The organism is Nocardia sp. CA-290969 (assembly GCF_050936135.1).
In the GTDB taxonomy this organism is placed as follows: Bacteria; Actinomycetota; Actinomycetes; order Mycobacteriales; family Mycobacteriaceae; genus Nocardia.
In genome coordinates this window covers 487303-508835 of record NZ_JBNJNJ010000001.1, presented here as the reverse complement: position 1 = coordinate 508835, position 21533 = coordinate 487303, and the positions used below count along the sequence as shown (strand labels likewise).

The window sequence follows — 21533 nt, the reverse complement described above, 5'->3', positions numbered from 1 at the left end:
GGTAGCAGTCCTGCGCGAGGCCCGCGCAACGCCGGTTCTTCTCCATACCAACACTTTTCGTGCCGATTCCGAGCGCAGAGAATATCAGCCGGGAGCCGTGTGTGTAGCCGCGAACCCGATGCCGGGGTCCGGCCTCGGCCGGGGTTGGAGCTTCTGCCTCACCCGGTCCACGACGGGTCGCTGCCGACGAAGGGTGGGGTGCTCGGTCAGCGTGGCTCGACCGACACCGGATCGCCGCAACTGTCGGGCAGTGCAATCAGTGAGCAGGGTGCCGGCCGGCGCGTCGGCCGGTAGGTGGAGGGCACCCCGTGGTTTTCGGTGATCTCGCGGTAGGCCGCCACCGCGACTGTCGGCCGGCGGGTCAGGGCAGGGTCGTGGACGGCATCGACGCTGTAGAGACCGAATCGGGGACCGTATTCACCCCACTCGTAGTTGTCGGTGAGGCTCCAGTAGTTGTAGGAGACGATGTCGATGCCGTCTTTGCGGGCGCGCTGTATCCAATAGATGGTGTCGCGGAGATGGTCGTCGCGACGGTACCCGTCGGCACGGTTCTGATTCGCGTCGGTAGCCAATCCGTTCTCGATGACCCGCAGCGGCTTGTTCGGATATTTGGCGGCGAAGTAGCGCAGCACGTAATACATGCTCTCGGGTGATTGCGGCAGGTTCCAGAACGAGCCGCCCGAGGCGACGAACGACGACAGTTCCGACGGCGCGATCGAGTAGTACTGGTCGACGCCGATGAAGTCGAACGAATCGACCATACGGTCGGAGAACACGGCTTCCAGCGCCGGTTCCACACCGGGCAGTGGGATGTAGGCGATGTTGGAGGAGACCTGGCCCCCGGGCTGCACGGCATGGATGTGGGTCGTGATCGCCCGATGCGCCTCGATGATCCCCTCGATCATGAGCCCGGTGTTCGCCGGCGCCAAACCACCGTAGGTCAGTTCCCGCCGGACGTATTCGCTGGGCTCGTTGAAGGTGATCCAGATCGGCTCGGCCCATGCGTAGCGATCAACCACACGCCGGCCGAAAGCGGTCAGGGCTGCGGCCATCTCCGGGTTGTTCCACCCCCCACGATCGACCGCCCAACCGGGATGAACCCAGTGATTCAACGTGAGCATCGGGCGCATGCCCGAGGCCACGATGCGGCCGATCACCGCATCGTAGAACGCCCAACCGGCCGCGTCGTCGACACCGGGCTGCGGTTCGATACGCGACCACTCCACCGACAAGCGATAGTTGTCCACACCGATCGAGGCCGCCCTGGCAACATCGCCCTCGTACTGGTGGAAGAAGTCCACGGCGTTACCCACCGGCTCGTGCAACTTCCCTTCGTTGCCGTAGCGCAGGTAGTTCGAGTCCCGGTTGAAACCTTCGGACTGAAAACCGGATTGAGCGACCCCGAACTCGAAGTCCGCCGGGAGCGCGGGAAGGTCTTCGGCCGCCGAGGGGGCCGCAAGGGCGGTGAGAGCCAGCACCGAGACCACTACGGACAGCATCGCGGTGACAGTCGCCGATTGACGCATAGCTTCCTTCGTTCGGACTTCACGAAACCGCGTCGCGTTCACCTGGGTCGGGCAGTCGACCCAGGTGAACATCGATCACGCCGAACGTGCGGCTCGACGACACATTCAGATTCGTTCGCGTATCCAGATACGCTCATGTCTTCGGGTATTGTCGTGTATGCACTGAACAGTGTCAAGGAGGAGCACGTCAGAGAAGGCCGAACATGCCCAGGTTGACCCGCGCCGAGAGCGTGCAACGCACCCGCACCATGCTGCTCACCGCCGCCGAGGAGGTGTTCGCGGAAAAGGGCTTCACGCAAGCTTCCCTCGAAGACATCGCGGACAGGGCCGGGTACAGCCGAGGCGCGGTCTATGCGAACTTCACCAACAAGGAAGATCTGTTCCTCGCACTGCTCGGAGACTGGCTCGATCGCGATATCGAAGAGAGCGAAAAAATCCTCGCCCCGGGCGGTGACGCGATGCAGACAGTCGACGCCCTGCGAGGCCGAGGCGGCAACCGCTTCGCCGACCGCAATCGTTTCGTGCTGATGCTCGAATTCCGGCTCTACGCGATGCGAAATCCAGCGGCGGCACAGGCATTACGCGACTACGACAGAGCCTCCCGGGACTGGTACGCGCGTTCTGCCCGGCGCGTGATCGAAGGAATGGGACTGAGCCTGCCCGCACCCGCCGAGCAAATGGCACTGGTGGCACTCGCTCTCGAACACGGCACGGCACTGCTCGCCCACACCGATCCCGAGACGGTATCTCAAGACTCGTTTCTGGACGCGGCGACTCTGCTGAGCACCGCGCTGATCAGCGCTGCCGAGCGGGAACGCAGCGCGCAGTAGACAAGCCGAGCCCGCGCAGAGGGTCGATACTCACTCTCCTTGCGGCGCGGCAACACCTTGGCCGGAGGTTTAGTCGACAGCGGCCACGGCTAGCCTGTAGAGGGGCTTCCTGGTTCACCCGATCGAAACTGCTCGACCTCTCGCTGATGCACTCCTGATTGACAATTCGTTCCGGACGGCATCGCGCGCAAGATCAGATCGTTCGCCGAAAGGACTGAGGGACTGTGCACTACATGGATTCGAGCTCGGCCACCTTTTCGCCCGACGGTCGGCGGTGACCGGCGCGATGGAAATCCTCGAACTGACCGACGACTTCTACCAGGATCCGCATCCGACCTACCGGGCGCTGCGTAAGCGCGGTCCCCTGCACCGAATTCGATTGGACGGTGTCCTCGGCTGGTTGATCGTCGATCACGACGTAGCCAAACAGGCCTTCGCGGAGCCGGCCATCAGTAAACGCATCGGGTCGCCCGAGGGACAGGCTGTGCTGGCCAAAAACGGTGCGGCCGAGTTGTTCAACACCGCCATCAGCGACAATATGTTGTTCGCCGATCCGCCACAGCACACCCGGCTGCGCCGTCTCGTGGCCAAGGCATTCACCGGACCCGCCATCCGCGATCTCCAGCCGAGAATCACCTCGATCGCCGACACCCTGCTCGCCGACATCAGCGCGCGAACGACCGTCGACCTCATCGACAGCTACGCGTTCCGGCTGCCGACCGCGGTGATCTGTGAACTGCTCGGAGTCCCCGACGCCGACAAGGAAGAGTTCCGCTCGTGGACCGCCGTCGTCGTCAGCGACTCGGCCACGATCGAGGAACGCACCGCCGCCGGGGTCAGCTACTTGACCTACCTGACGAAGTTGATCGCCGAACGCACCGACGACCCCCGCGACGACCTGCTCTCCCAACTGATCATCGCGAAAGACCACGAAGACCGCCTGGACGAGCACGAACTCATCGCCATGCTGCTCCTGCTGCTGATAGCCGGGCACGAGACCACCGTCAACCTCATCGGAAACTCGGTACTGGAGCTACTACGCGATCCGGCAACGGCCCTGCGGTTGCGCACCCACCCCGAAGCGATACCCGCCTACGTCGAGGAGATCCTGCGCTGTCACGGGTCGTTGCACGTGGCGACGGCTCGCTACACCACCGCCCCGACCACCTTGGGCGGTCAGGACATCGACGCGGGCGAATTCATCCTGATTTCGCTCGCCGCCGCCAACCGCGACCCGGCGCGCTTCGCCGACCCGGACCGGATCGACCTCGAAAGATCCGAGAACCGACATATCGCCTTCGGGCACGGCATCCACCACTGCCTCGGCGCCACCCTTGCCCGCGTGGAGGCCACCACCGCGATCGCACGACTGCTGGCCACGTTCCCGGAGATATCGCTCGACGGGGAATTCAGTGATCTGACGTGGCGGAAAAGCCTCCTGATCCATGGCCTGACCAGCCTGCCGGTCCGCCTGGCCGCACCCACTGAATCCGATCCCGTGTCCAGCGCCGACGCGGACCGCAGCCCTTTGCTGGTCTGACCCCGGTCGTCACGAATGGGACCGTGTTCGCCGAAGACCTGGGCACCACCGAAGTGGGACCAGAGCCTTCAGCGAGATAGTCGGCTCATAGTGATAAACGTGTAAACTATTTCTGATGGTGCCGGAACCGATCCCCACACTGACATTCGACCCCGCGCTAGCGTGACGCCCATGCACGACGCCGCGCCGGATCGACCCACCGAGGTGGACTCGATCGACTTCTGGTCCTTTGTTGCACACGCACATCGCCGCCTGACGTCCGAGGTCGGCGCCACCCATGGCCTGGCCACCGAGTTGCTGCTCACCCTAAACCGAGCCGCGAACATCGTCACGTACGACTTGGAAGCCTCGGTACACCGGCCGCACGGCCTGTCCTGGTCGGCCTTCCGGCTACTCTTCGTTACCTGGCTGGCGGGCCCGATCGAGCCGATGAACGCGGCGCGCCTCACCGGCATGAGCAGGGCTGCCGTGTCCAATCTGTGCAAATCGCTCGAACGCGACGAATTGCTCACACGCACTCCGGCCCCCCAGGACGGACGCTCGATCAGACTGCAACTCACACCCACCGGAGAGCAACGGATCGCCGAGGTCTACCGCGCCCACAACGAGCGTGAGCAGGCCTGGGCGGACGCGCTCACCGAGGCCGAGCAGCGCATCCTCATCATGCTGCTCGACAAGTTGATCACCGACCGCACCCAGTTCGACGTCCGCGGACGTAACTGACGAACCACTCCCTGGCCACGTGATTGCACTCGCTCCCAAAACTAGTTAATGTGTGTATTACTTTCCGCGCAGACTTTAGGGAACGACATGGCTCACTACCAGCGCCTGGGCACCGTCCCACCGAAGCGTCATACTCAGCACCACGATCCGGCCGGACGCCTCTACTTCGAGGAACTGATGGGCGAGGAGGGATTCTCCTCGGACTCGTCACTGCTCTATCACCGCGCAATACCCTCGGCGATCGTGGCAGCAACGGCCTGGGAACTGCCGGACCAAACCACCACCCCGAACCATCCCCTCATCCCCCGGCACCTGCGGCTGCACGACCTGTTCGCGGCCGATGCGACCGGGGTCGACGTGGTCACCGGACGCCGCCTGGTGCTCGGCAACTCCGATGTGCGGTTGTCCTACGTCGTCGCCGATAAGGCGTCCCCGCTGTACCGCAACGGAATCGGTGACGAGCTCGTCTACATCGAGTCCGGCACCGCGCGGATCGAGACCGTCTTCGGCGCCCTCGACGCGACCGAGGGTCATTACGTCCTGCTGCCACGCGCAGCGACCCATCGGTGGATTCCCACGGGTCCGGACCCTCTGCGTGCGTACATCATCGAGGGCGTCGGGCATATCGCGCCTCCGCGCCGCTACCTCTCACGTTTCGGGCAGCTACTGGAGCACGCACCCTACTGCGAACGGGACCTGCACGGCCCGGCGGAGCCCCTCCTCGCGGAGGGCTCCGACATCGAGGTCCTGGTCAAGCATCGCAGCGGCGCAGGGATAGCCGGCACTCGGTTCGTGTACGCCACGCACCCATTCGACGTCGTGGGCTGGGACGGTTGCCTCTACCCCTACAGCTTCCACATCTCGGACTTCGAGCCGATCACCGGACGCGTGCACCAGCCGCCGCCGGCGCACCAAGTGTTCGAGGGCACCAACTTCGTCGTCTGCAATTTCGTCCCACGTAAGGTCGACTACCACCCACTGGCGATCCCGGTCCCCTACTACCACTCCAACGTCGACTCCGATGAGGTCATGTTCTATTGCGGCGGTGACTACGAAGCCCGTGCAGGCTCAGGCATCGCCCAAGGTTCGGTATCACTGCACCCGGGAGGGCACGCGCACGGACCGCAGCCCGGCGCCTACGAGCGCAGCATCGGCGCCGAGTCCTTCGACGAGCTCGCCGTCATGGTGGACACGTTCCGCCCGCTCGAGCTCGGGACCGCCGGCGCCGGCGCAGAAGACCCCGAGTACGCGTGGTCATGGGCGCGCGGCACAGGCGGTGACCGCCGATGAACGCCTCGATCCCTCCACTGCTGCAAGCTTTGTGCGACGACGCCGCCATGTTCCCGCCCGGGAATGCCCCGCAGGCCGAGGCCCTCACAGCACACGCCGCGCACCGACGTTCGGCCCACGCGGATCTGGTAGGACCCTTCGTCTTTCCTTCGAACCGTCTCGATGAACTCGACGACGTAGGGCCGCTGAGCCTGGCGTTGACGGTGCCCGAGGGCGCCGTCGCCGTCGGTCGGGCACTGTCGACCGCCGCGGAGCACGACGATGTCACCGTTGTCGCCGTCGAGATCGGGCCGACCGCCGGCGACGAGCACGGTGCGCAACTCGTCCGGGCACGGATACCCGGGGCCGTCGCCGGCTACGCCGAGGTCCCTCGTAGCGCGGACACGTCGCACTATCTGCGAGCAGTCGCGGACGCCGGGCTATACGCGAAGTTCCGCACCGGCGGCGTCAGGGCGGAACTGTATCCCGACGCACACGAGCTCGCGGCATTCATCATTGCGGCGATCGAGGCAAGCGTCGCGTTCAAGGCGACCGCGGGCCTGCACCACGCAATCCGGAACACCGACCCGCACACCGGCTTCGAACAGCACGGGTTTCTCAACCTGCTGTTGGCGACCTCATTGGCCCTCGACGGCGCCGCGGTGACGGACCTGGCCCGCGTGCTCGACGACCGCAACGCCGAAACCATCGCCGCTGCCTTGACCTCGCTGTCCGCGGAACGGGCGCGCGACGTCCGCGCCGCCTTCCACTCCTTCGGCACATGCAGCATCGTCGAGCCGCTCAACGACCTCATCGACCTGGGGCTGGTACCCGCCGAACTGCGACCGGCAGCCGCGCCCCACCTTTCCCGAGGAACTGACGCATGACCACTATCGATATCCCCGCCGACTCCCCGTACGGCCTCTCCAACCTCCCTTACGGGGTCTTCTCTCCGACCGGTGCGCGGGCTCGTGTCGGTGTACGCATCGCCGATGCCGTGGTCGACCTGACAGCGACGCTCGGCGACGACGTCTTCGCCCATACCGCGCTGAACCCCTTCATGGCGCAAGGGCCCGATGCATGGGCGGACGCCCGGGCCCGCATCATCGACCTGCTGTCCGGAGACGTACCCGAGAACGCCGTATACCCGCTCACCGATGTGACCCTGCACCTGCCCTTCGAAGTAGCCGACTACGTCGACTTCTACGCCTCCGAACACCACGCCACCAATCTGGGACGCCTGTTCCGGCCGGATTCCGCGGCGCTGCTTCCCAACTGGAAGAGCCTCCCCGTCGGTTACCACGGCCGGGCGGGCACAGTCGTCGTATCCGGAACCGATGTGATCCGCCCCAGCGGACAGCAGAAGGGACCCGCCGACGAGGCCCCCACATTCGGCCCCAGCCGCCGGTTGGACATCGAAGCCGAGCTCGGCTTCGTGGTAGGCGCCGGATCGGTCCCGGGCGAGCCGATTTCACCGGACAGCTTCGCAGACCACGTTTTCGGCGTCGTGCTCGTCAACGACTGGTCGGCACGCGACATCCAGGCCTGGGAGTACGTGCCTCTCGGCCCGTTCCTCGGCAAATCGTTCGCCACGTCCGTGTCCGCCTGGGTGGTCCCTTTGGCTGCGCTCGAAGCCGCTCGGATCCCGACGCCCGTACAGGACCCTCAACCCCTCCCCTACTTGCGCGGCGCGCAGCGGTGGGGCCTCGACGTCGACCTCACGGTCGAGTGGAACGGAACGCCGGTCTCCCACCCGCCCTACCGCGAGATGTATTGGTCCGGAGCGCAAATGCTCGCACACACCACGATCAACGGCGCGCATGCCCGCACCGGCGATCTGTTCGCCTCCGGGACCATCTCCGGACCGTCGCGCAATGAGCGCGGGTCGTTCATCGAACTATCCTGGGGCGGAACAGAACCCCTCGATGTCGGCGGGCGCCCCAGCACGTTCCTCGAAGACTACGACGAGGTCGTGATAACCGCCACGTCCCCCGGTACGGACGGTAGACCGATCGGATTCGGCGAAGTCCGCGGCCGTATCATCCCCGCACCGTCGGACGCACGATGACAGCACCGCAGACGACCACCGGCCAGGTTGACAACTCTGCAGCCGCCGCCGTCGCCGATATCCCCTCCGGGGCCACCCTGGCCGTGGGCGGATTCGGATTGTGTGGCATTCCCATGCCCTCATCGCCTCCATTACCGGTATCGGCGCGCATCACCTCGAGATCTACTCCAACAACTGCGGCGTAGATGGAGAGAGTCTCGGGATCCTGCTGTCCGCCGGCCGGAGGCGCTCCGATGACGCAATCCGCCCGCTCGGTCGCCGCGTTCTGGATCGCGGTGGCACTGCTGTTGTTCAGCGTCGGCTCGTCGGCTCTGCCCTCGCCGCTGTTCCCGATCTACGCCGTGCAGTGGGACCTCACGCCGCTGATGTTGACCGGCGCGTTCGCCATCTACGTCGGCGGGATGCTACTCACTCTCCTCACCGCCGGCTCGCTCTCGGACTACGTCGGCCGCAAACCGGTCCTCCTCGCCGGGACGGTGAGCCTGATCATCTCGCTGGTGCTGCTCACGATCGCCGACGGCTTGGTAGTGCTGCTCATCGGCCGGATGCTCCAGGGCCTTGCTGTCGGACTGCTCCTCGGTAGTCTCGGTGCAACGATCCTGGATCACTCGCTCGTGCGGCGTCCTACACTCGCCGACGTTCTCAACGGCGTGATTCCTCCCACCGCGCTCGCGGTCGGAGCACTCTCGAGTGGCGTGCTCGTGGAGTGGGCGCCGGCGCCCGAGGCGCTCATCTACATCGTGTTCGTAGTCGCACTCGCGTTCATCGCGATATTGTTGACGGTCGTACCCGAGACAGTCGCGAAACAACCGGGAGTAATCCGGTCACTCGCTCCGCAGCTCAGGGTGCCGCCATCTTCGCGACGACTCTTCCGAAATGTCGCAGGCGCGTTGATCGCGAGCTGGGCCCTGCCCGGGCTATACCTCTCGCTCGTGCCTTCTGTACTCAGTTCCGTGTTCGGGGTAACGAACCATTTCTCTTCCGGCGCGTTGATCGCTCTGTTCGCCGGGTGCGGCGCCGTCACCGGATACGTGTTGCAACGGATCGACCCGCGTCGCCAGTTGCTGACCGGATTGATCGCGCTTGCTGTCGGGCCGGTCGTAACAGTGTCCTTCGTCGTCGCGGGCAACCTCGCCGGTGTCGTCCTCGGAACCGCGATCGCCGGTGTGGGATTCGGGGCAGGGTTCCAAGCGGCACTGCGGATGCTCCTCGTCACGGCTGCGCCCATGCACCGCGCCGGATTACTGTCGACCATCTACGTCGTCAGCTATCTGGCCTTCGGCCTGCCCAGTGTGATCGCCGGCCTTGTCGAACCATTCACCGGGCTTGTGCCCGCGATCGTTGGCTACGGCCTGTTCGTAGTCCTCGCCGGGTCAGCGGCCTTGTTACTCCAAGCTTTCGAAGGCGACCACGTCGAAGAGGAGGCAGCGGAGCTCGTCGAAGAAAGCGAGGCACCGGCGCGATAGCTCCCGGCTCCGCCGTGGAAGCGAACAAAGCGGCGGGCGAAGACAAGGGGGCCCTCTGCGCCGCATGGGGTGGAGTCGATCGGGAGGACAGTCACGTTCCATGCCTGCCTCGGCCGCGGCCCGAGGTCGGCGTCGGCGACGCACACCGTTTCGGTGGCGCCGCCGAGCCCACCTCAGCGATTTGGACTATTTCTGGCAAGGAGCGCGCACGCCTGCCGCTGAGCTCGCGTTCCAGTACGGCACCTGGGGGTTCGGGTTATCCGTCGACTGCCAGCAGTCGGCCTTCAGCAAGGGCAGGTTGAGCGACGAGTTGGTCTCCGGCCCGTAGTAGATCGTTTCCGTCGCCCCCGCGAGCGAGGACGCCTCAGGAGCAGTCGGAAAGCACGGATCGACGCCGAGAACCGGAGAACAATTGGCCGTTGGGGTCTGCGTGGTTACCGTGAGTCGCAACTTGCTGCCCACTGGGATGTGCGCGAACCGCGGCGAAATGGCGAAGTCGTACTTCTTGATCGCCCCCGCTGGTACGGGGTCAGGCGCGGTGTATTTGCCGTAGGGCCGGACCGGAACGCCATGGGCGTCGGACCAAGACCGACTGGGGTCGTTCGCGGCGAGACTCCCCAAGACCGCCCCCGACGAGACCGGCGTGACGGAACCGTTGGCGCCGATCAGCTGCACGGTCGCGATCAGCTCCAGGTTCGACGTCGTCGACGAGGCGTAGAAGGAGGCGCTGATCGGTCCCGCGAGCGTTCCGCCGTTCTCGAAGGCAGGACTGTCGTACTGCAAGGTGCTGTTCGCGGCCGGCTGAGCCCACGCGACGTTGTCCTTTCCGGTGGTATCGGGCACGGTCGTCGACAGAGCGCGGTCCGCCGTCAGGTAGTAACGCGTGTACGAGGGGACCACCGGGTAGGCAGAGGTGTTCAGCCACCGATCCGAGACCATCTCGTGAGCGTGCAGAGGTGTCGTGGTGCTCTCGATCCCGGTCCGCGCGCCCTTCAACCAGGTGTCGAACCACTCGAGCGTGATGCGCTGGTCCTGGTTCTCACAGTGTCCCCCTTGGCTCATGATGACTTGGTACCGGCCGGTCGCCTTTTGTTCCTGGCTCATCGGTCCGAACACCGGCAGCCTCCTGCTCGCGTTCTGGAAGTACGAGTACAGCTCCAGCGAGCTCTGCGCGTAGATGTCTCCGTTGCTACTCCAGAGCAGCGCCGGCACACCGGCATCGACGATCTGCTGAGCCAGGTTGCCTGGCGTGCGTTCTTGCCAGAAAGCTCCGTCGTAGGCACGCGGCCCACCAGAGTTGATCTCGTCGACCAGCGCAGCGCCGATCGGAGCGGTGTTCCCGCCCATCGAACTGCCGATCACCCGTTGGAAGTTCAGGGTCTGTGTGGGAATTCCGCCGGCGAAGTAGGCCTCGCGGTAGAACTCGGCACCCATGCAGTAAGGGGCGATCGCCTGGATCGGCGAGTGCGCCCCGGCCTCGGCGACCGTGTACATCTGGTTGATGCCCGCGTAAGACCCCCCGGTCAATCCCACCTTGCCGTTCGAGTTCTGCAGACGAGTCGCGGCCCAAGTGACGAGTTCGGCGCCGTCCTGGGCGTCGCGCTTGCTGAAGAACGAGAAGTTCCCGCCGGAGGTCGTCGTTCCCCGCACGTAGGCGGTGACGAACAGGTAGCCGCGCTGGACGAAGTAGTCCCCTGCGGTGGACTGGGTGTTGAGATATGGGGTCTGCGTCAGCAAAACCGGGAACGGGCCTCGTGCCCGCCGGCCCGTGACCGGATCCGTGGGATACGAGACGTCCACCTTCAGGATGACACCGTCGCTCATCTCCACCGGCAGCTGACTGTCCAGCTTGCTGTCGTAGGCAGCTTCGGCCGGAGCCCAGGATCCGCCGGGCCACGGCGACGACGCTCGCGCGCCGGTCCCGTCACCTTCTTCGGCGAGCCCGCACGAGAGCAGGGCAAGGACCATGCCCGACACCGATATGACAGCAGCCGTGCGCAACCAGCCAAATCTGGCACTGATCCGCTTCATTGCGGTTCCTTTCGTGAGGAAGTGGATCGCCGTCCTCTGTATCCGGTTCGACGCTTTCCCGTGTTGTGGACGCCGTGTGGTTCCCCGGGTCAATCCACCATGAGGGGCGCCCGTGTGGTTTCCCGCATCCGGATGGACCCCAGGAGCACCAGAGCGGCGCAGACTGCGAAGAATCCGGCCGGCGCCAGTGAGATCTGTGTCAGATCCACCAGCCACGCACACAGGAAGGGTGCCGTGCCGCCGAGGATGAGCTGTGCGATATTCATTCCCAGCGAGATCCCGCTGTATCGGACGCGGGCACTCATCATTTCCGCGAAGGCCGAGAACGCCGGGCCGATCGACAGTGAGACCGGAATACTCAGCAGAACCTGACCGATGACGGCCGAGGCGGTGGCGCTGCCGCCCATGAGGGCGAAGGCCGGCAACGGCAGCACTACGCCCGCGACGGCCGCGGCCAGGAATACCGGACGACGCCCGACCCTGTCGGAAAGATGTCCGGCGGCATTCATCATGACGGCGCCGCAGACCAGCGCCAGACAGGTCGACGCGAACGACATCTGCGCCGTGTGGTCTCCCACGGTCTGCATATGAATCGGGCCGTAGACATAGGCGACGTAATGGCCGCCGGTGAACAGCGCCGACAGGCAGGCGATCCGCACGATGACGGGTCGGCAATCGCGAAAGAGAACTGCGACCGGCACCTTCGCCACCTCGCCGGCCTCTTTCAGTTCCTCGAACTGAGGTGTGTCCTCCATCCGAGAGCGGATCCAGATACCGATGAACGCCAACGGAAGACTGATCAGGAAGGGAATGCGCCACGCCACCTCCTCGATCTGCTCTGGCGTGAAGACCGAGTTCACCGCCAGCGCCGTCAGTGCGGCGGCGAGCGAGCCGAGGTTGATACCGACATTGACCAGCGAGGTCAGTCCCGCGCGCTTGTGCGGGGGCGCGGACTCCGCTACGAACGCTGTCGCGCCACCGAGCTCGCCTCCTGCCGCAATACCCTGGAGGCATCGGAGCAGCACCAGCAGAACTGTCGCCCAGATACCGATCGTGAAGTACGTCGGCAGAATCCCGATTCCGAGTGTGGCGAGGCACATCAGGAGAATCGTCCAGGAGAGCGCCCGCTTACGGCCGTAACGATCGCCGATGTGCCCGAAGAGAATCCCACCCGGGATTCGGAGGAAGAAGGCAACCGCGAAGGCAGCGAGCGTGCCGAGGAGAGCGGCCGTCGGGTCGCCACTGTGGAAGAACAGGGCGGCCAGGACGGTGGCCATGTAGCCGTATATGCCGAAGTCGTAGTACTCGACAACTGTTCCGACGATGCTGCCGATGACGGTTCGACGGAGGGAGCGAGGCGACGCGCCGGTGGCCTCGGGTCTATCGGAAACAGAGGTGGGCGACGCGTGCTCTGACTGCGCTGTCATTGAGATGCTCCTGAAAAGAAATCGGACGAATTCGCGCGTCAGCCGCGCAGCTGATCCCAGACCGCACGGTCCCGCTCGGGAGTCCAGATCACCGGCCGCTCGACTCCGGAAAGCTCGTCCCAGACACGGGAAACGTCGAAGGGCAGGCAGTGCTCGAAAATCGGCCAGTGGCCGTACTCCTCGTGGAGTGCGGCGTGGGTGGCCTCGAAGGCCTCCTTCAGCGTCCCCCCGCGCTGCTGGACCGCGCCGACCTCCTCGAGCATGGTCTGGATGAAGCGACGGGTCTGCTCGATGGCGGTGTCCACCGCCTCGCGGCCGTGCGAGACGGCACCACGGCCTCCGATGAGTACCTCTGCATTCAACGCTTTGACGGCATCGAGGGTCCCGGTGGACCAGTCACGATGGAAGGCATCGCCGGTGTACAGGGCGGCCTGCGCCTCGACGAGATCACCGGCGAACAGAATCTTCTGCCGGGGTAGCCAGGCGACGATATCGCCTTCGGTGTGGCCCCGGCCGAAGTGCTGAAGGACCAGCTCGCCGCGGTCACCGCCCAGGTCGATGGTGAGCTTGTCCGCGAAGGTCACCGTCGGCCAGGTCAGGCCCGGCACGGAGTCGGCGCCCTTGGCGAGGCGCGGCATCCGCCCGAATTCACTCGCCCAGTCCTCCTTGCCTCGCTCCTCGATCAGAGCGGCCGTCGTCTCGTGCGCCACGATGGCCTCGGCATCGAACGCGGACGCGCCCAGCACACGCACTGCGTGGTAGTGCGACAGAACCAGGTATCGAATGGGCTTGTCGGTGTGCTCACGCAGCCTGCGCAACCACTCCTGGGCCACCACCGGGGTGGCGAGCGCCTCGAAGCAGACGACGAAGTCCTCGCCCTCGATCGCCCCGATATTCGGGTCACCCTCGGCCGTCAGCGCGTACACGCCGTCCGCGAGGACTTCCAGGGTCTGTTCCTTTTCCCCGAGGTCTGCCGAGGATGCGAAGGAGGGTGCAGTCATTGCTCTTCTCCGAACGATCGAGAGGGATGTCATGAGATCTGCGCCAGATGCGCTTACCTGACGTTATGCAGGTCACACCACGCACTCAACGTACCCAGACCCAACGTTTCGACCCAGATCATGTGTTCGAAGCCACCGGCTCGCTATCGGGGAGGCTCACCGTCCAGCAGTGACCGAAGCTCGAGTGCCATGCGGAGCCCGAGTAGGCGTGTCCCCTCCGACCAGTCCTCACCGAGCAGAGAGGCCACACGAGCGAGCCGGGCCCCGACGGTGTTCACGTGCACATGCAGTTCCGCGGCGGCTTTCGCCCGGCTTCTCTCCGCGGCGAAATAGGCCGACAGGGTCTCGACCAGGTGACCGTCGTGCGCCCTGTCGTACTCGAGCAGCGGTGCGAGCGCTCGTCCGACGAACTCGACCGCGCGATCCGCTGCCTCCGGTACGCCCAGCACGCCGAACAGCCCCAGGTCCGCCAGCTCGGCTCCGCCTTCTCGCCCCAGCGCGACGAGCAGTTCCGCGCACCTGTTCGCCTCGTCGTAGAAGGACCGCAGATCGGACATGGCTTCGACCGGGCCGGCGCCGCCGACAGCTATGGACATGGCGGCGCCACGGAGGTGGCCTGCCAGCGCCCTGGCGGCGGCACCCGCGTCGTCGCCCTCCACAACCACGAGGATCGATTGCAAGTACTCGGCAACCACCGATCCCGGGGGTGCCCACCGGGCGGCGGATTCCCGGATCCGTTTCCGCTCCTCGTCGCGGGACCGCACCACCAGGACGATGTTGGATCGCCCCCACACCAGGCCGGCCCGATCGGCTCGCCGTCGCACAGCCAGGCGATCCATCGGAACCCCCGCAAGCAGGTCCACCACCAGTTCCTCCCGCGATCGCGCCTCCTCGTCGAGCGCCAGCCGACCGTGGATCAGGACCAGTGCAAGCGAGGTGGCACCCCGCTCCAGCACACCCTGCTCGGTGGCATCCAGCTCGCCCCGATCGACGAGAACACGCACCAGCGGGACTCCCCGTGCCGCCACCGTCGCAGCCGACCAGACTCGCCCTTCGTCGTCGATGCAGGATTCATCGGTGCTCCCCGGAGTCAGGACCGGAGCATCGGGACGGGAACTCCACAGCGTCACCCCGTCGGCGTCGAGGACCACGACCTCACCGTCGAGAATGCCGGCGATAGCGACCGCGATTTCGGCCACTCCACCGCCCTCGAGAACGGTCTCGGTCAATCGCCGGTGCGCCTCCGCAATGGACTCGAGCGTGCGGGCCCGCTCATCGGCGACCGCATGAGAGTCCGCCAACTCCGCGGCGGCGCGCCGGGCGTCTTCGAGAGCCTTCGCCGCATCCAGCGCGATCGCCGACAAAGCGGCCAGAGACGACAGCAGCGCGATGTCTTCCGGCTGATACTCGCGAGGGCGGCGATCCGCTGCGTAGAGCACCCCGACCACATCGGACTCCACCGAGAGCGGCACGCCGACGATGGCCACAATCTGCTCGGAACGCACCGCGTGGTCGACTTCCTCGGTGTGCGAGAACCTGGGGTCCTCCCAGAAATTGCTTGTTGCGTAAGGGATTCCGTCCTGCGCCACGAGCCCACCGAGACCCACGCCCATCGGCAGACGCGTCGTGCGGATCGGCGACGACGCCATTCCGTCGGTGACCCTCATATAGGTGTCGCGACGCTCCCGGTCTATCAGGGCGATATAGGCCACATCGGTGACGAGGATCCGGCGTGCGCGACGGACCACGGCGCGCAGCAACCGGTCGACGTCGCTGATCCGGGTGAGATCCTGAGCCGTCTCGAAGAGGACGGCCAACTCCGATTCCCGGCGCTCGTGACGGTCGAGCTCCGCCCGGATCCGCAGAGCCAGTCGCCGAAGTTCTTCGAGTTCGGCGAGATGCTCCGAATCCGCGCCGGCCGCGACCGCGATGCGCACTTGCTCATCGAACGCCGACGCGTCAGCACCCCTCGCCAGCAGCTGCAGGAACTTGGCCTCACTCACGCGACCATCATGCACCGAGTCGGTATCGCAGCATCCGCTCTGAACATCCGCCGCGGCCCAGCGCGATCAACCGTCGCACGACCACCGTCCCTCGACGACAATCGACAGCTCCATCGCAGCCACGCGGCATCCAGGGCGGTCGGTCAAGACGATTGCTATCGAATCCGCCGGTCCGGTCTCGGTGGACACAGCTGCCCACGCGACCGCATCGATTTCGGCAAACGGGATCTAGACCCAAAACGGGGGCGAACGGGGGATTGGTCAAAACAGAACAGGTCAGGCCCGGTATTAAACCGGGCCTGACCTGGGGTTTTATGTGGAGCTAAGGGGACTCGAACCCCTGACCCCCACACTGCCAGTGTGGTGCGCTACCAGCTGCGCCATAGCCCCGGATGGTTGCTGCCGGTTCCCCGGCTGCCTGAACGAAGTTACACCACCTCCACGTCAGGCACCAAATCGGCTGGATTCGGGGTGAACGGTGAGGTCAGGGGGCGACCTGCTGGACCCAGTCCTGGTTCTCGAGGTCGATCTTCGTTGCGACGTCGAACACACTGGGGGTTGCCGCGTCGCCGTCGAGGGCGGCTTTCAGGTCGTCGAGGGCCGCGGTCGCCTGGGACTTCGCCTGGTCGGTGCGGGCGCCGGTGGTTATGCAGTCGTGGGCGGTCTGCGGGGCGCCGGACTCGGTGGCCAGGGTGGCGAGTTCGTCGTCGGTGAGGCCGGAGCCTTCTTCCGGTTGGCGGTCGGTGAACAGGGTGTCGTGGAATTTCGAGTAGGTGATACCGGAGCCGGTCTCGGCGACGCACTGCAGCGCCGCGGCGGCGCGGGTGGAGTAGTCGCCGCTGCCGGATTTGGGATCCAGGAAATTGACGAAGCGGTAGCGGACGGCGAGTTTGCCCTCGTCGACTTTCTGGGCGATCTCCTGGCCGTAGAGGTGTTCGAGGTTGCCGCAGCCGGGGCACATGGGGTCTTCGTAGATTTCGATTGTTTTCGGGGCGTCCGGCAGGCCGAGCCGGACGCCGCCGTCGCTTTGGAGCGCGGCCGTGACCGCGGGGTTGCGAACGGAGCCGTAGCCGTCGTTGCGCACCTCGGCGCCGCCCGAACCCCACCGGTAGGCGAGGAAAATGATCAGCACGATCAGCGCCAGGGCCACCCCGCCGAGGGCGTAGGTGGTCCCGCTGGACATGGGACGCGGGGTGTACTCGGACGGCGATTTGCTCACGCGACCACTCTGCCGTATCCGGGCGAACCGGTCACGCACAGCCACCCGGCGCGAACCGTCAGCGCTTGGACGGCGCACTGCCTTCGCTTCCGGGCGCACCCGGAAGGTCTGCGATCCCCGTCTCGGTGGAAGCGGGGTTCTCCGCCGCGGCAAGCGTCGAACCGGTGTGATCCGACTTCGACGGAGTCTCCTCACGCGACTCGGCTTCGAGACTCGCCCGCTGCATCGGTTCAGGGACGATGAACCAGGCCAACGCCGCCACGGCCAGCAGTGAACCGGTTACCGCGAGGCCCGCGCCGTAGGACAGGCGCTGGGCGATGGCGCCGACCACGATCGGGCCGAGGACGGTGCCGAGATCCTGGGACATCTGGAAGCCGGCGAGCATGGTGCCGCCGCGGGCACGGGAGCCGATGATATCGCCGACCGCGGCCTGCTGGGCGGGGGTGAACAGGCCCGACCCGATCCCGGCGACGAACGAGGTGATCAGCAGCCACGCCAGGTTCGGGGACAGGCCGAGACCGGTGGTGCCGATCGCGCACACCAGGGCGCCGGAGATCAGCAGGGGGCGACGGCCGTAGGTGTCGGACAGGCGGCCGGCGAAGAACAGGACGGTGGCGTTTCCGGCGGCGAAAACGGTCAACGCCACCCCGGCCATACCCGACGGCTCGCCGAGCACCTCCACCACGAGCAGCGGGACGAGCGCCATCCGCACGCCGAACACCGCCGCGCCGCTGGCGAAGTTCGACCAGAGCGCCGCGCGGTATTCGGGGCGGGACAGCCCCTGTACGAAGCTCACGGTGGCGATATCGCCCGCCGATTCGGATTCGGTGATCCGGGAGTCCTTCAGGTTGAAATACACCACCGCCACGGCCACCAGCAGGGCGACCGCGTAGACGAGGAACGGCGCGCGCAGGCCGAATCCGGCCAGCGCGCCACCGATCAGCGGGCCGGACAGGCCGCCGATCAAGAAACAGGTGGACCACAGGCCGGTGACCCGGCCCCGTTCGGTGGGCGGAGAAAGCCGGATCACCAGCGCCATCGAGGAGACGGTGAACATGGTCGAACCGACGCCGCCCAGGGAACGCAGCACCATCAACTGCCAATAGGTCTGGGCGAAGGCGCTGGCCCCGGTGGAGATCGCGACGATGAGCAGCCCGACCAGGTATATCCGCCGCTCCCCCAGCAACTGCACCAGCCGCCCGCTCACCGGGGCGAACAGCAGCCGCATGGCGGCGAACGCGCTGACGATCGCCGACGCCGCCGCCACCCCGACCCCGAAACTCAACGCGAACTGCGGCAGCACCGGCGCGACCAGGCCGAACCCGACCGCGATACAGAACGCGGCCCCGATCAGCACCCAGATTTCACCGGGCAGCGGCGTTTTTCCGGGATTGTTCCGGCGGCGCAGCAACCGGCGGCGCGCGGGCGTCTCGACCACGGTACGACCGTCCGATCCGCCCGTACCGCCGGAATCGAGCCGCTCGTTCGCCACACCGTCACCACTCACCCCGGCAACCAACGCCGAGGCGACCGTCACAATTCCCTGTATCTTTGGTGCCGCCTCCGGCGGCACGTGGTTTTGGCCCCCTTGGTCCCTGCTTTCCGCACTCGACACTCGCGGCTGCGCCGCATCGCATCGAGCGCGGAAAGCAGGGACGGGCCAAAACCTCTCAGGGCCTCGTAAGACTCGGCGCCGCCGCGGTTGCGTTGGGTTTCGGGGTTATGTGAACTTCCCAGGCCTCGTCGTACTCGGCACCGCCGTGGTCACGTTCGATTCCGGGACTATGCGGACCTCGGGGTGGCGCCCGCTAGCCGTCTGCCAGCACCCGACCCACCAGCTCGCGGGCCGCGTCCTGGACCTGGGCCAGGTGGTCGGGTCCCTGGAAGGACTCCGCGTAGATCTTGTATTTGTTTTCGGTGCCCGACGGGCGCGCTGCGAACCAGGCGTTCTCCGTACTCACCTTCAGACCACCGAGTCCGGCGCCGTTGCCGCGGGCGCGGGTCGCGACCTCGGTGATCGGTTCGCCCGCGATCTCACCGGCGGTGACCTGGGCGGGGTCGAGGGCGGCGAGGAGCTTCTTCTGGCGGGCGTCGGCGGGGGCGTCGATCCGGGCATAGGCGGGGCTGCCGTGGTTGCGTTCCAGTTCGAGGTAACGGGCGGTCGGGCTCTGGCCCGTGACGGCGGCGATCTCGGCGGCCAGCAGGGCCAGCAGGATGCCGTCTTTCTCCGTGGTCCATACGGTGCCGTCCATCCGCAGGAAGGAGGCGCCGGCGCTTTCCTCACCGCCGAAGGCGAGACTGCCGCTGAACAAGCCGGGGACGAACCATTTGAACCCCACCGGCACCTCGTAGACGTCGCGGCCGAGTACCCGCGCTACCCGGTCGATCATCGCCGAGGTGACCGCGGTTTTCCCGATCTTGGTGAGTGCGTCCCAGCCGCGCCGGTTCGCCACCAGATAGTCGATCGCGACGGCGAGGAAATGGTTCGGGTTCATCAGGCCGCCGTCGGGGGTGACGATGCCGTGCCGGTCGGCGTCGGCGTCGTTACCGGTGGAGATGTCGTAGTCGTCGCGGATCGCGACCAGCGAGGCCATCGCATGCGGGGACGACGGGTCCATCCGGATCTGGCCGTCGCCGTCGAGGGGCATGAAACTCCAGGTGGGGTCCACGGTCGGGTTCACGACCTCGAGTTCGAGGTCGTAGCGCTGGCCGATCTCCTCCCAGTAGTCGACGCTCGCACCGCCCATCGGGTCGGCGCCGAGCCGGATCCCGGCGCCGCGGATGGCGTCGAGGTTGAGCACCGCGGGCAGGTCGGCGACGTAGTGGTCGAGGTAGTCGTAGCGGCCGGCGGCGTCCATCGCCCGCGCGAGCGGCGCCCGCTTCACCTCGGCGAGGCCGCCGCGCAGCAGTTCGTTGGCGCGTTCGGCGATGGCGTCGGTGGCGCCGGTATCGGCGGGGCCACCGTGCGGCGGGTTGTATTTGATACCGCCGTCGCGGGGCGGGTTGTGCGACGGGGTCACCACGATGCCGTCGGCTTGGGGACGGGTGGTGTCGCGATTGTGGCGCACCACGGCATGGCTGAGCGCGGGCGTGGGGGTGTAGCGACCGCGGGCGTCGACCACGGCACTCACCTCGTTGCCGGCGAGCACCTCCAGCACGGTGGTCCAGGCGGGTTCGGACAGCGCATGGGTATCCCGGGCCAGATACACCGGACCGGTGATCCCGCGGGTGGCCCGGTATTCCACGAGGGCCTGCGTGATCGCCAGGATATGCGCCTCGTTGAAGGTGGCGTCCAGGCTCGAACCGCGGTGGCCGGAAGTCCCGAAGACGACCCGCTGAGTGGGTTCGGCAGGGTCGGGGACACGGCTGTAGTACGCGGTCACCAATCCCGGAACATCCACCAGATCGGCTGGGCGGGCGGGCCGCCCGGCTCGGTTGTGCGCCATATTCGGAACTCCCTTCGTGGTGGGCCGTACCCGGCTGGTCATCGTGATCATCCGAACAGCCCCGCGGTCGCGGCGCCGAGATAGACCGCGCCGAGGCAGATCCCGGTATTGAGCACGATATTGCCGAACGCGTACCCGGTGGCACCGCCGGTGGCGAGCCGGATCGTCTCGTAGCCGAATGTGCTGAAGGTGGTGAAGGCGCCGCAGAATCCGATACCGGCGGCGGCCGCCACCGCACCGCTGGTGTCCGCGCCGATCAGCGAACCCAGCAGCGCCGAGCCCGCGATGTTGACCGCGAGTGTGCCCAGCGGGAACCGGGAGCGGTTGTGCGCGGTGACCACCCGGTCGACCAGGTAGCGCGCGGGCGCACCGAGCATTCCGCCCAGCACCACCCAGACCGCGGTCACCGGCCGCCCCGCTCGCCCGGCCGGTGTTGCGGACCCGTCGATACCACCATGACCCGACCCCTCTCGCTCGTGCCGTCCTACGTTCAGCTCGTGCCGTATTGCGTTGCCCCGCCACGTCTTCGCGCGACCCACCGGGTGACCGATATGCCGGCGGCGACCGCACCCAGGCAGGTCACCACGGTTCCCCCGAGGTATCCGAGCGCCACACCGGTGGAACCCGATTCGAGCAGTGTACGAACCTCGGCGCTGTAGGTGGAAAACGTGGTGAAACCACCGAGCACACCGACTCCCAGAAACGGGCGAACCAGCCGATGCGGTGTCCACACTTCGGTGATGAGCACCATGAGTACACCGATCGCGAGGCAGCCGAGGGTGTTGGCGAGAAAAGTGGCCCAGGGAAATCCCCCGGGAGCGAGGGGAATCCGCAGCGCGAGCCAATAGCGCGAGCCCGCGCCCAGCCCACCACCGCACGCGACGGCCGCCAGGACCGCGGCGTCGATCGGGACGGGCTCGACGGTTTCGCTCATGCTCCGGCACCTCCGAACCGGCGTACTACGACCACGAACTCAGTGCGCGG

General features: G+C 66.4%; 17 protein-coding genes, 1 tRNA gene and 1 pseudogene. 8 read left to right on the top strand and 11 right to left on the bottom strand.

Annotation, left to right across the window (positions count from 1 at the left end; genetic code table 11):
* Window positions 1-206: 206 nt before the first annotated feature.
* Complete coding sequence (locus ACQEVO_RS02365; RefSeq protein ID WP_432908382.1) at window positions 207-1526, bottom strand: family 1 glycosylhydrolase; 1320 nt, start codon at window positions 1524-1526, stop codon at window positions 207-209.
* 248 nt (window positions 1527-1774) lie between these two features.
* Between ACQEVO_RS02365 and ACQEVO_RS02360 the strand changes: the two genes are divergently transcribed.
* The 8 genes and pseudogenes from ACQEVO_RS02360 (at window position 1775) to ACQEVO_RS02325 (ending at window position 9422) form a co-directional block, all read left to right on the top strand.
* A complete protein-coding gene (locus ACQEVO_RS02360) occupies window positions 1775-2356 on the top strand; it encodes a TetR/AcrR family transcriptional regulator (RefSeq protein WP_432908380.1) in 582 nt (193 codons plus the stop codon).
* A 286-nt stretch (window positions 2357-2642) separates the two neighbouring features.
* A complete protein-coding gene (locus ACQEVO_RS02355) occupies window positions 2643-3896 on the top strand; it encodes a cytochrome P450 family protein (protein ID WP_432908378.1) in 1254 nt (417 codons plus the stop codon).
* Between the two features lie 171 nt (window positions 3897-4067).
* Window positions 4068-4619 (top strand): MarR family winged helix-turn-helix transcriptional regulator, encoded by a 552-nt coding sequence (locus ACQEVO_RS02350; RefSeq protein WP_432908375.1) that lies wholly within the window; start codon window positions 4068-4070, stop codon window positions 4617-4619.
* Between the two features lie 87 nt (window positions 4620-4706).
* Window positions 4707-5909, top strand: a complete 1203-nt coding sequence (locus ACQEVO_RS02345; protein WP_432908372.1) for a homogentisate 1,2-dioxygenase — start codon at window positions 4707-4709, stop codon at window positions 5907-5909.
* A complete protein-coding gene (locus ACQEVO_RS02340; protein WP_432908369.1) occupies window positions 5906-6775 on the top strand; it encodes a hypothetical protein in 870 nt (289 codons plus the stop codon). The genes ACQEVO_RS02345 and ACQEVO_RS02340 overlap by 4 nt, the downstream gene beginning before the upstream one ends.
* Window positions 6772-7956 (top strand): fumarylacetoacetase, encoded by a 1185-nt coding sequence (gene fahA, locus ACQEVO_RS02335; RefSeq protein ID WP_432908366.1) that lies wholly within the window; start codon window positions 6772-6774, stop codon window positions 7954-7956. Before ACQEVO_RS02340 ends, fahA begins: the two co-directional genes overlap by 4 nt.
* Window positions 7953-8185 (top strand): annotated as a pseudogene (locus tag ACQEVO_RS02330) (CoA-transferase); the annotation flags it as partial. The gene fahA and the pseudogene ACQEVO_RS02330, both read left to right, overlap by 4 nt.
* Window positions 8186-8231: 46 nt before the next feature.
* Window positions 8232-9422, top strand: a complete 1191-nt coding sequence (locus ACQEVO_RS02325) for an MFS transporter (protein WP_432908363.1) — start codon at window positions 8232-8234, stop codon at window positions 9420-9422.
* A gap of 186 nt (window positions 9423-9608) precedes the next feature.
* On the opposite strand, the gene ACQEVO_RS02320 is transcribed toward ACQEVO_RS02325, so the two are convergent.
* The 10 genes from ACQEVO_RS02320 to crcB all read right to left on the bottom strand — a co-directional run bounded on the left by ACQEVO_RS02320 (window position 9609) and on the right by crcB (window position 21483).
* Window positions 9609-11453, bottom strand: a complete 1845-nt coding sequence (locus tag ACQEVO_RS02320; RefSeq protein WP_432908361.1) for a CocE/NonD family hydrolase — start codon at window positions 11451-11453, stop codon at window positions 9609-9611.
* An 89-nt stretch (window positions 11454-11542) separates the two neighbouring features.
* Window positions 11543-12880 carry an MFS transporter gene (locus ACQEVO_RS02315; RefSeq protein WP_432908359.1) on the bottom strand — a complete coding sequence of 446 codons (1338 nt, stop codon included), beginning with the start codon at window positions 12878-12880 and terminating at the stop codon, window positions 11543-11545.
* A 38-nt stretch (window positions 12881-12918) separates the two neighbouring features.
* Window positions 12919-13881: an MBL fold metallo-hydrolase gene (locus ACQEVO_RS02310; RefSeq protein ID WP_432908357.1), complete on the bottom strand. Its 963-nt coding sequence runs from the start codon at window positions 13879-13881 to the stop codon at window positions 12919-12921.
* Window positions 13882-14024: 143 nt separating this feature from the next.
* Window positions 14025-15884 (bottom strand): helix-turn-helix domain-containing protein, encoded by a 1860-nt coding sequence (locus ACQEVO_RS02305; RefSeq protein WP_432908354.1) that lies wholly within the window; start codon window positions 15882-15884, stop codon window positions 14025-14027.
* 317 nt (window positions 15885-16201) lie between these two features.
* Window positions 16202-16274: transfer RNA gene (locus ACQEVO_RS02300), tRNA-Ala, on the bottom strand.
* A 94-nt stretch (window positions 16275-16368) separates the two neighbouring features.
* A complete protein-coding gene (locus tag ACQEVO_RS02295) occupies window positions 16369-17103 on the bottom strand; it encodes a DsbA family protein (protein WP_432908351.1) in 735 nt (244 codons plus the stop codon).
* A gap of 58 nt (window positions 17104-17161) precedes the next feature.
* A complete protein-coding gene (locus tag ACQEVO_RS02290; RefSeq protein ID WP_432922285.1) occupies window positions 17162-18511 on the bottom strand; it encodes an MFS transporter in 1350 nt (449 codons plus the stop codon).
* A gap of 400 nt (window positions 18512-18911) precedes the next feature.
* A complete protein-coding gene (pgm, locus tag ACQEVO_RS02285) occupies window positions 18912-20549 on the bottom strand; it encodes a phosphoglucomutase (alpha-D-glucose-1,6-bisphosphate-dependent) (RefSeq protein WP_432908348.1) in 1638 nt (545 codons plus the stop codon).
* Between the two features lie 47 nt (window positions 20550-20596).
* Entirely contained in the window at window positions 20597-20956 is a 360-nt protein-coding gene (locus ACQEVO_RS02280) for a fluoride efflux transporter FluC (RefSeq protein ID WP_432908345.1), read from the bottom strand.
* Between the two features lie 83 nt (window positions 20957-21039).
* Entirely contained in the window at window positions 21040-21483 is a 444-nt protein-coding gene (crcB, locus tag ACQEVO_RS02275) for a fluoride efflux transporter CrcB (RefSeq protein WP_432908342.1), read from the bottom strand.
* Window positions 21484-21533: the final 50 nt, after the last annotated feature.

Bases quoted from the DNA above. Each gene is read 5' to 3' on its own strand.
- ACQEVO_RS02360 (WP_432908380.1), top strand. From the start codon at position 1,775: ATGCTGCTCACCGCCGCCGAGGAGGTGTTCGCGGAAAAGGGCTTCACG.
- ACQEVO_RS02345 (WP_432908372.1), top strand. From the start codon at position 4,707: ATGGCTCACTACCAGCGCCTGGGCACCGTCCCACCGAAGCGTCATACT.
- crcB (WP_432908342.1), bottom strand. From the start codon at position 21,483: ATGAGCGAAACCGTCGAGCCCGTCCCGATCGACGCCGCGGTCCTGGCG.
- fahA (WP_432908366.1), top strand. From the start codon at position 6,772: ATGACCACTATCGATATCCCCGCCGACTCCCCGTACGGCCTCTCCAAC.
- pgm (WP_432908348.1), bottom strand. From the start codon at position 20,549: ATGGCGCACAACCGAGCCGGGCGGCCCGCCCGCCCAGCCGATCTGGTG.
- ACQEVO_RS02310 (WP_432908357.1), bottom strand. From the start codon at position 13,881: ATGACTGCACCCTCCTTCGCATCCTCGGCAGACCTCGGGGAAAAGGAA.
- ACQEVO_RS02355 (WP_432908378.1), top strand. From the start codon at position 2,643: ATGGAAATCCTCGAACTGACCGACGACTTCTACCAGGATCCGCATCCG.
- ACQEVO_RS02365 (WP_432908382.1), bottom strand. From the start codon at position 1,526: ATGCGTCAATCGGCGACTGTCACCGCGATGCTGTCCGTAGTGGTCTCG.
- ACQEVO_RS02320 (WP_432908361.1), bottom strand. From the start codon at position 11,453: ATGAAGCGGATCAGTGCCAGATTTGGCTGGTTGCGCACGGCTGCTGTC.
- ACQEVO_RS02350 (WP_432908375.1), top strand. From the start codon at position 4,068: ATGCACGACGCCGCGCCGGATCGACCCACCGAGGTGGACTCGATCGAC.
- ACQEVO_RS02315 (WP_432908359.1), bottom strand. From the start codon at position 12,880: ATGACAGCGCAGTCAGAGCACGCGTCGCCCACCTCTGTTTCCGATAGA.
- ACQEVO_RS02340 (WP_432908369.1), top strand. From the start codon at position 5,906: ATGAACGCCTCGATCCCTCCACTGCTGCAAGCTTTGTGCGACGACGCC.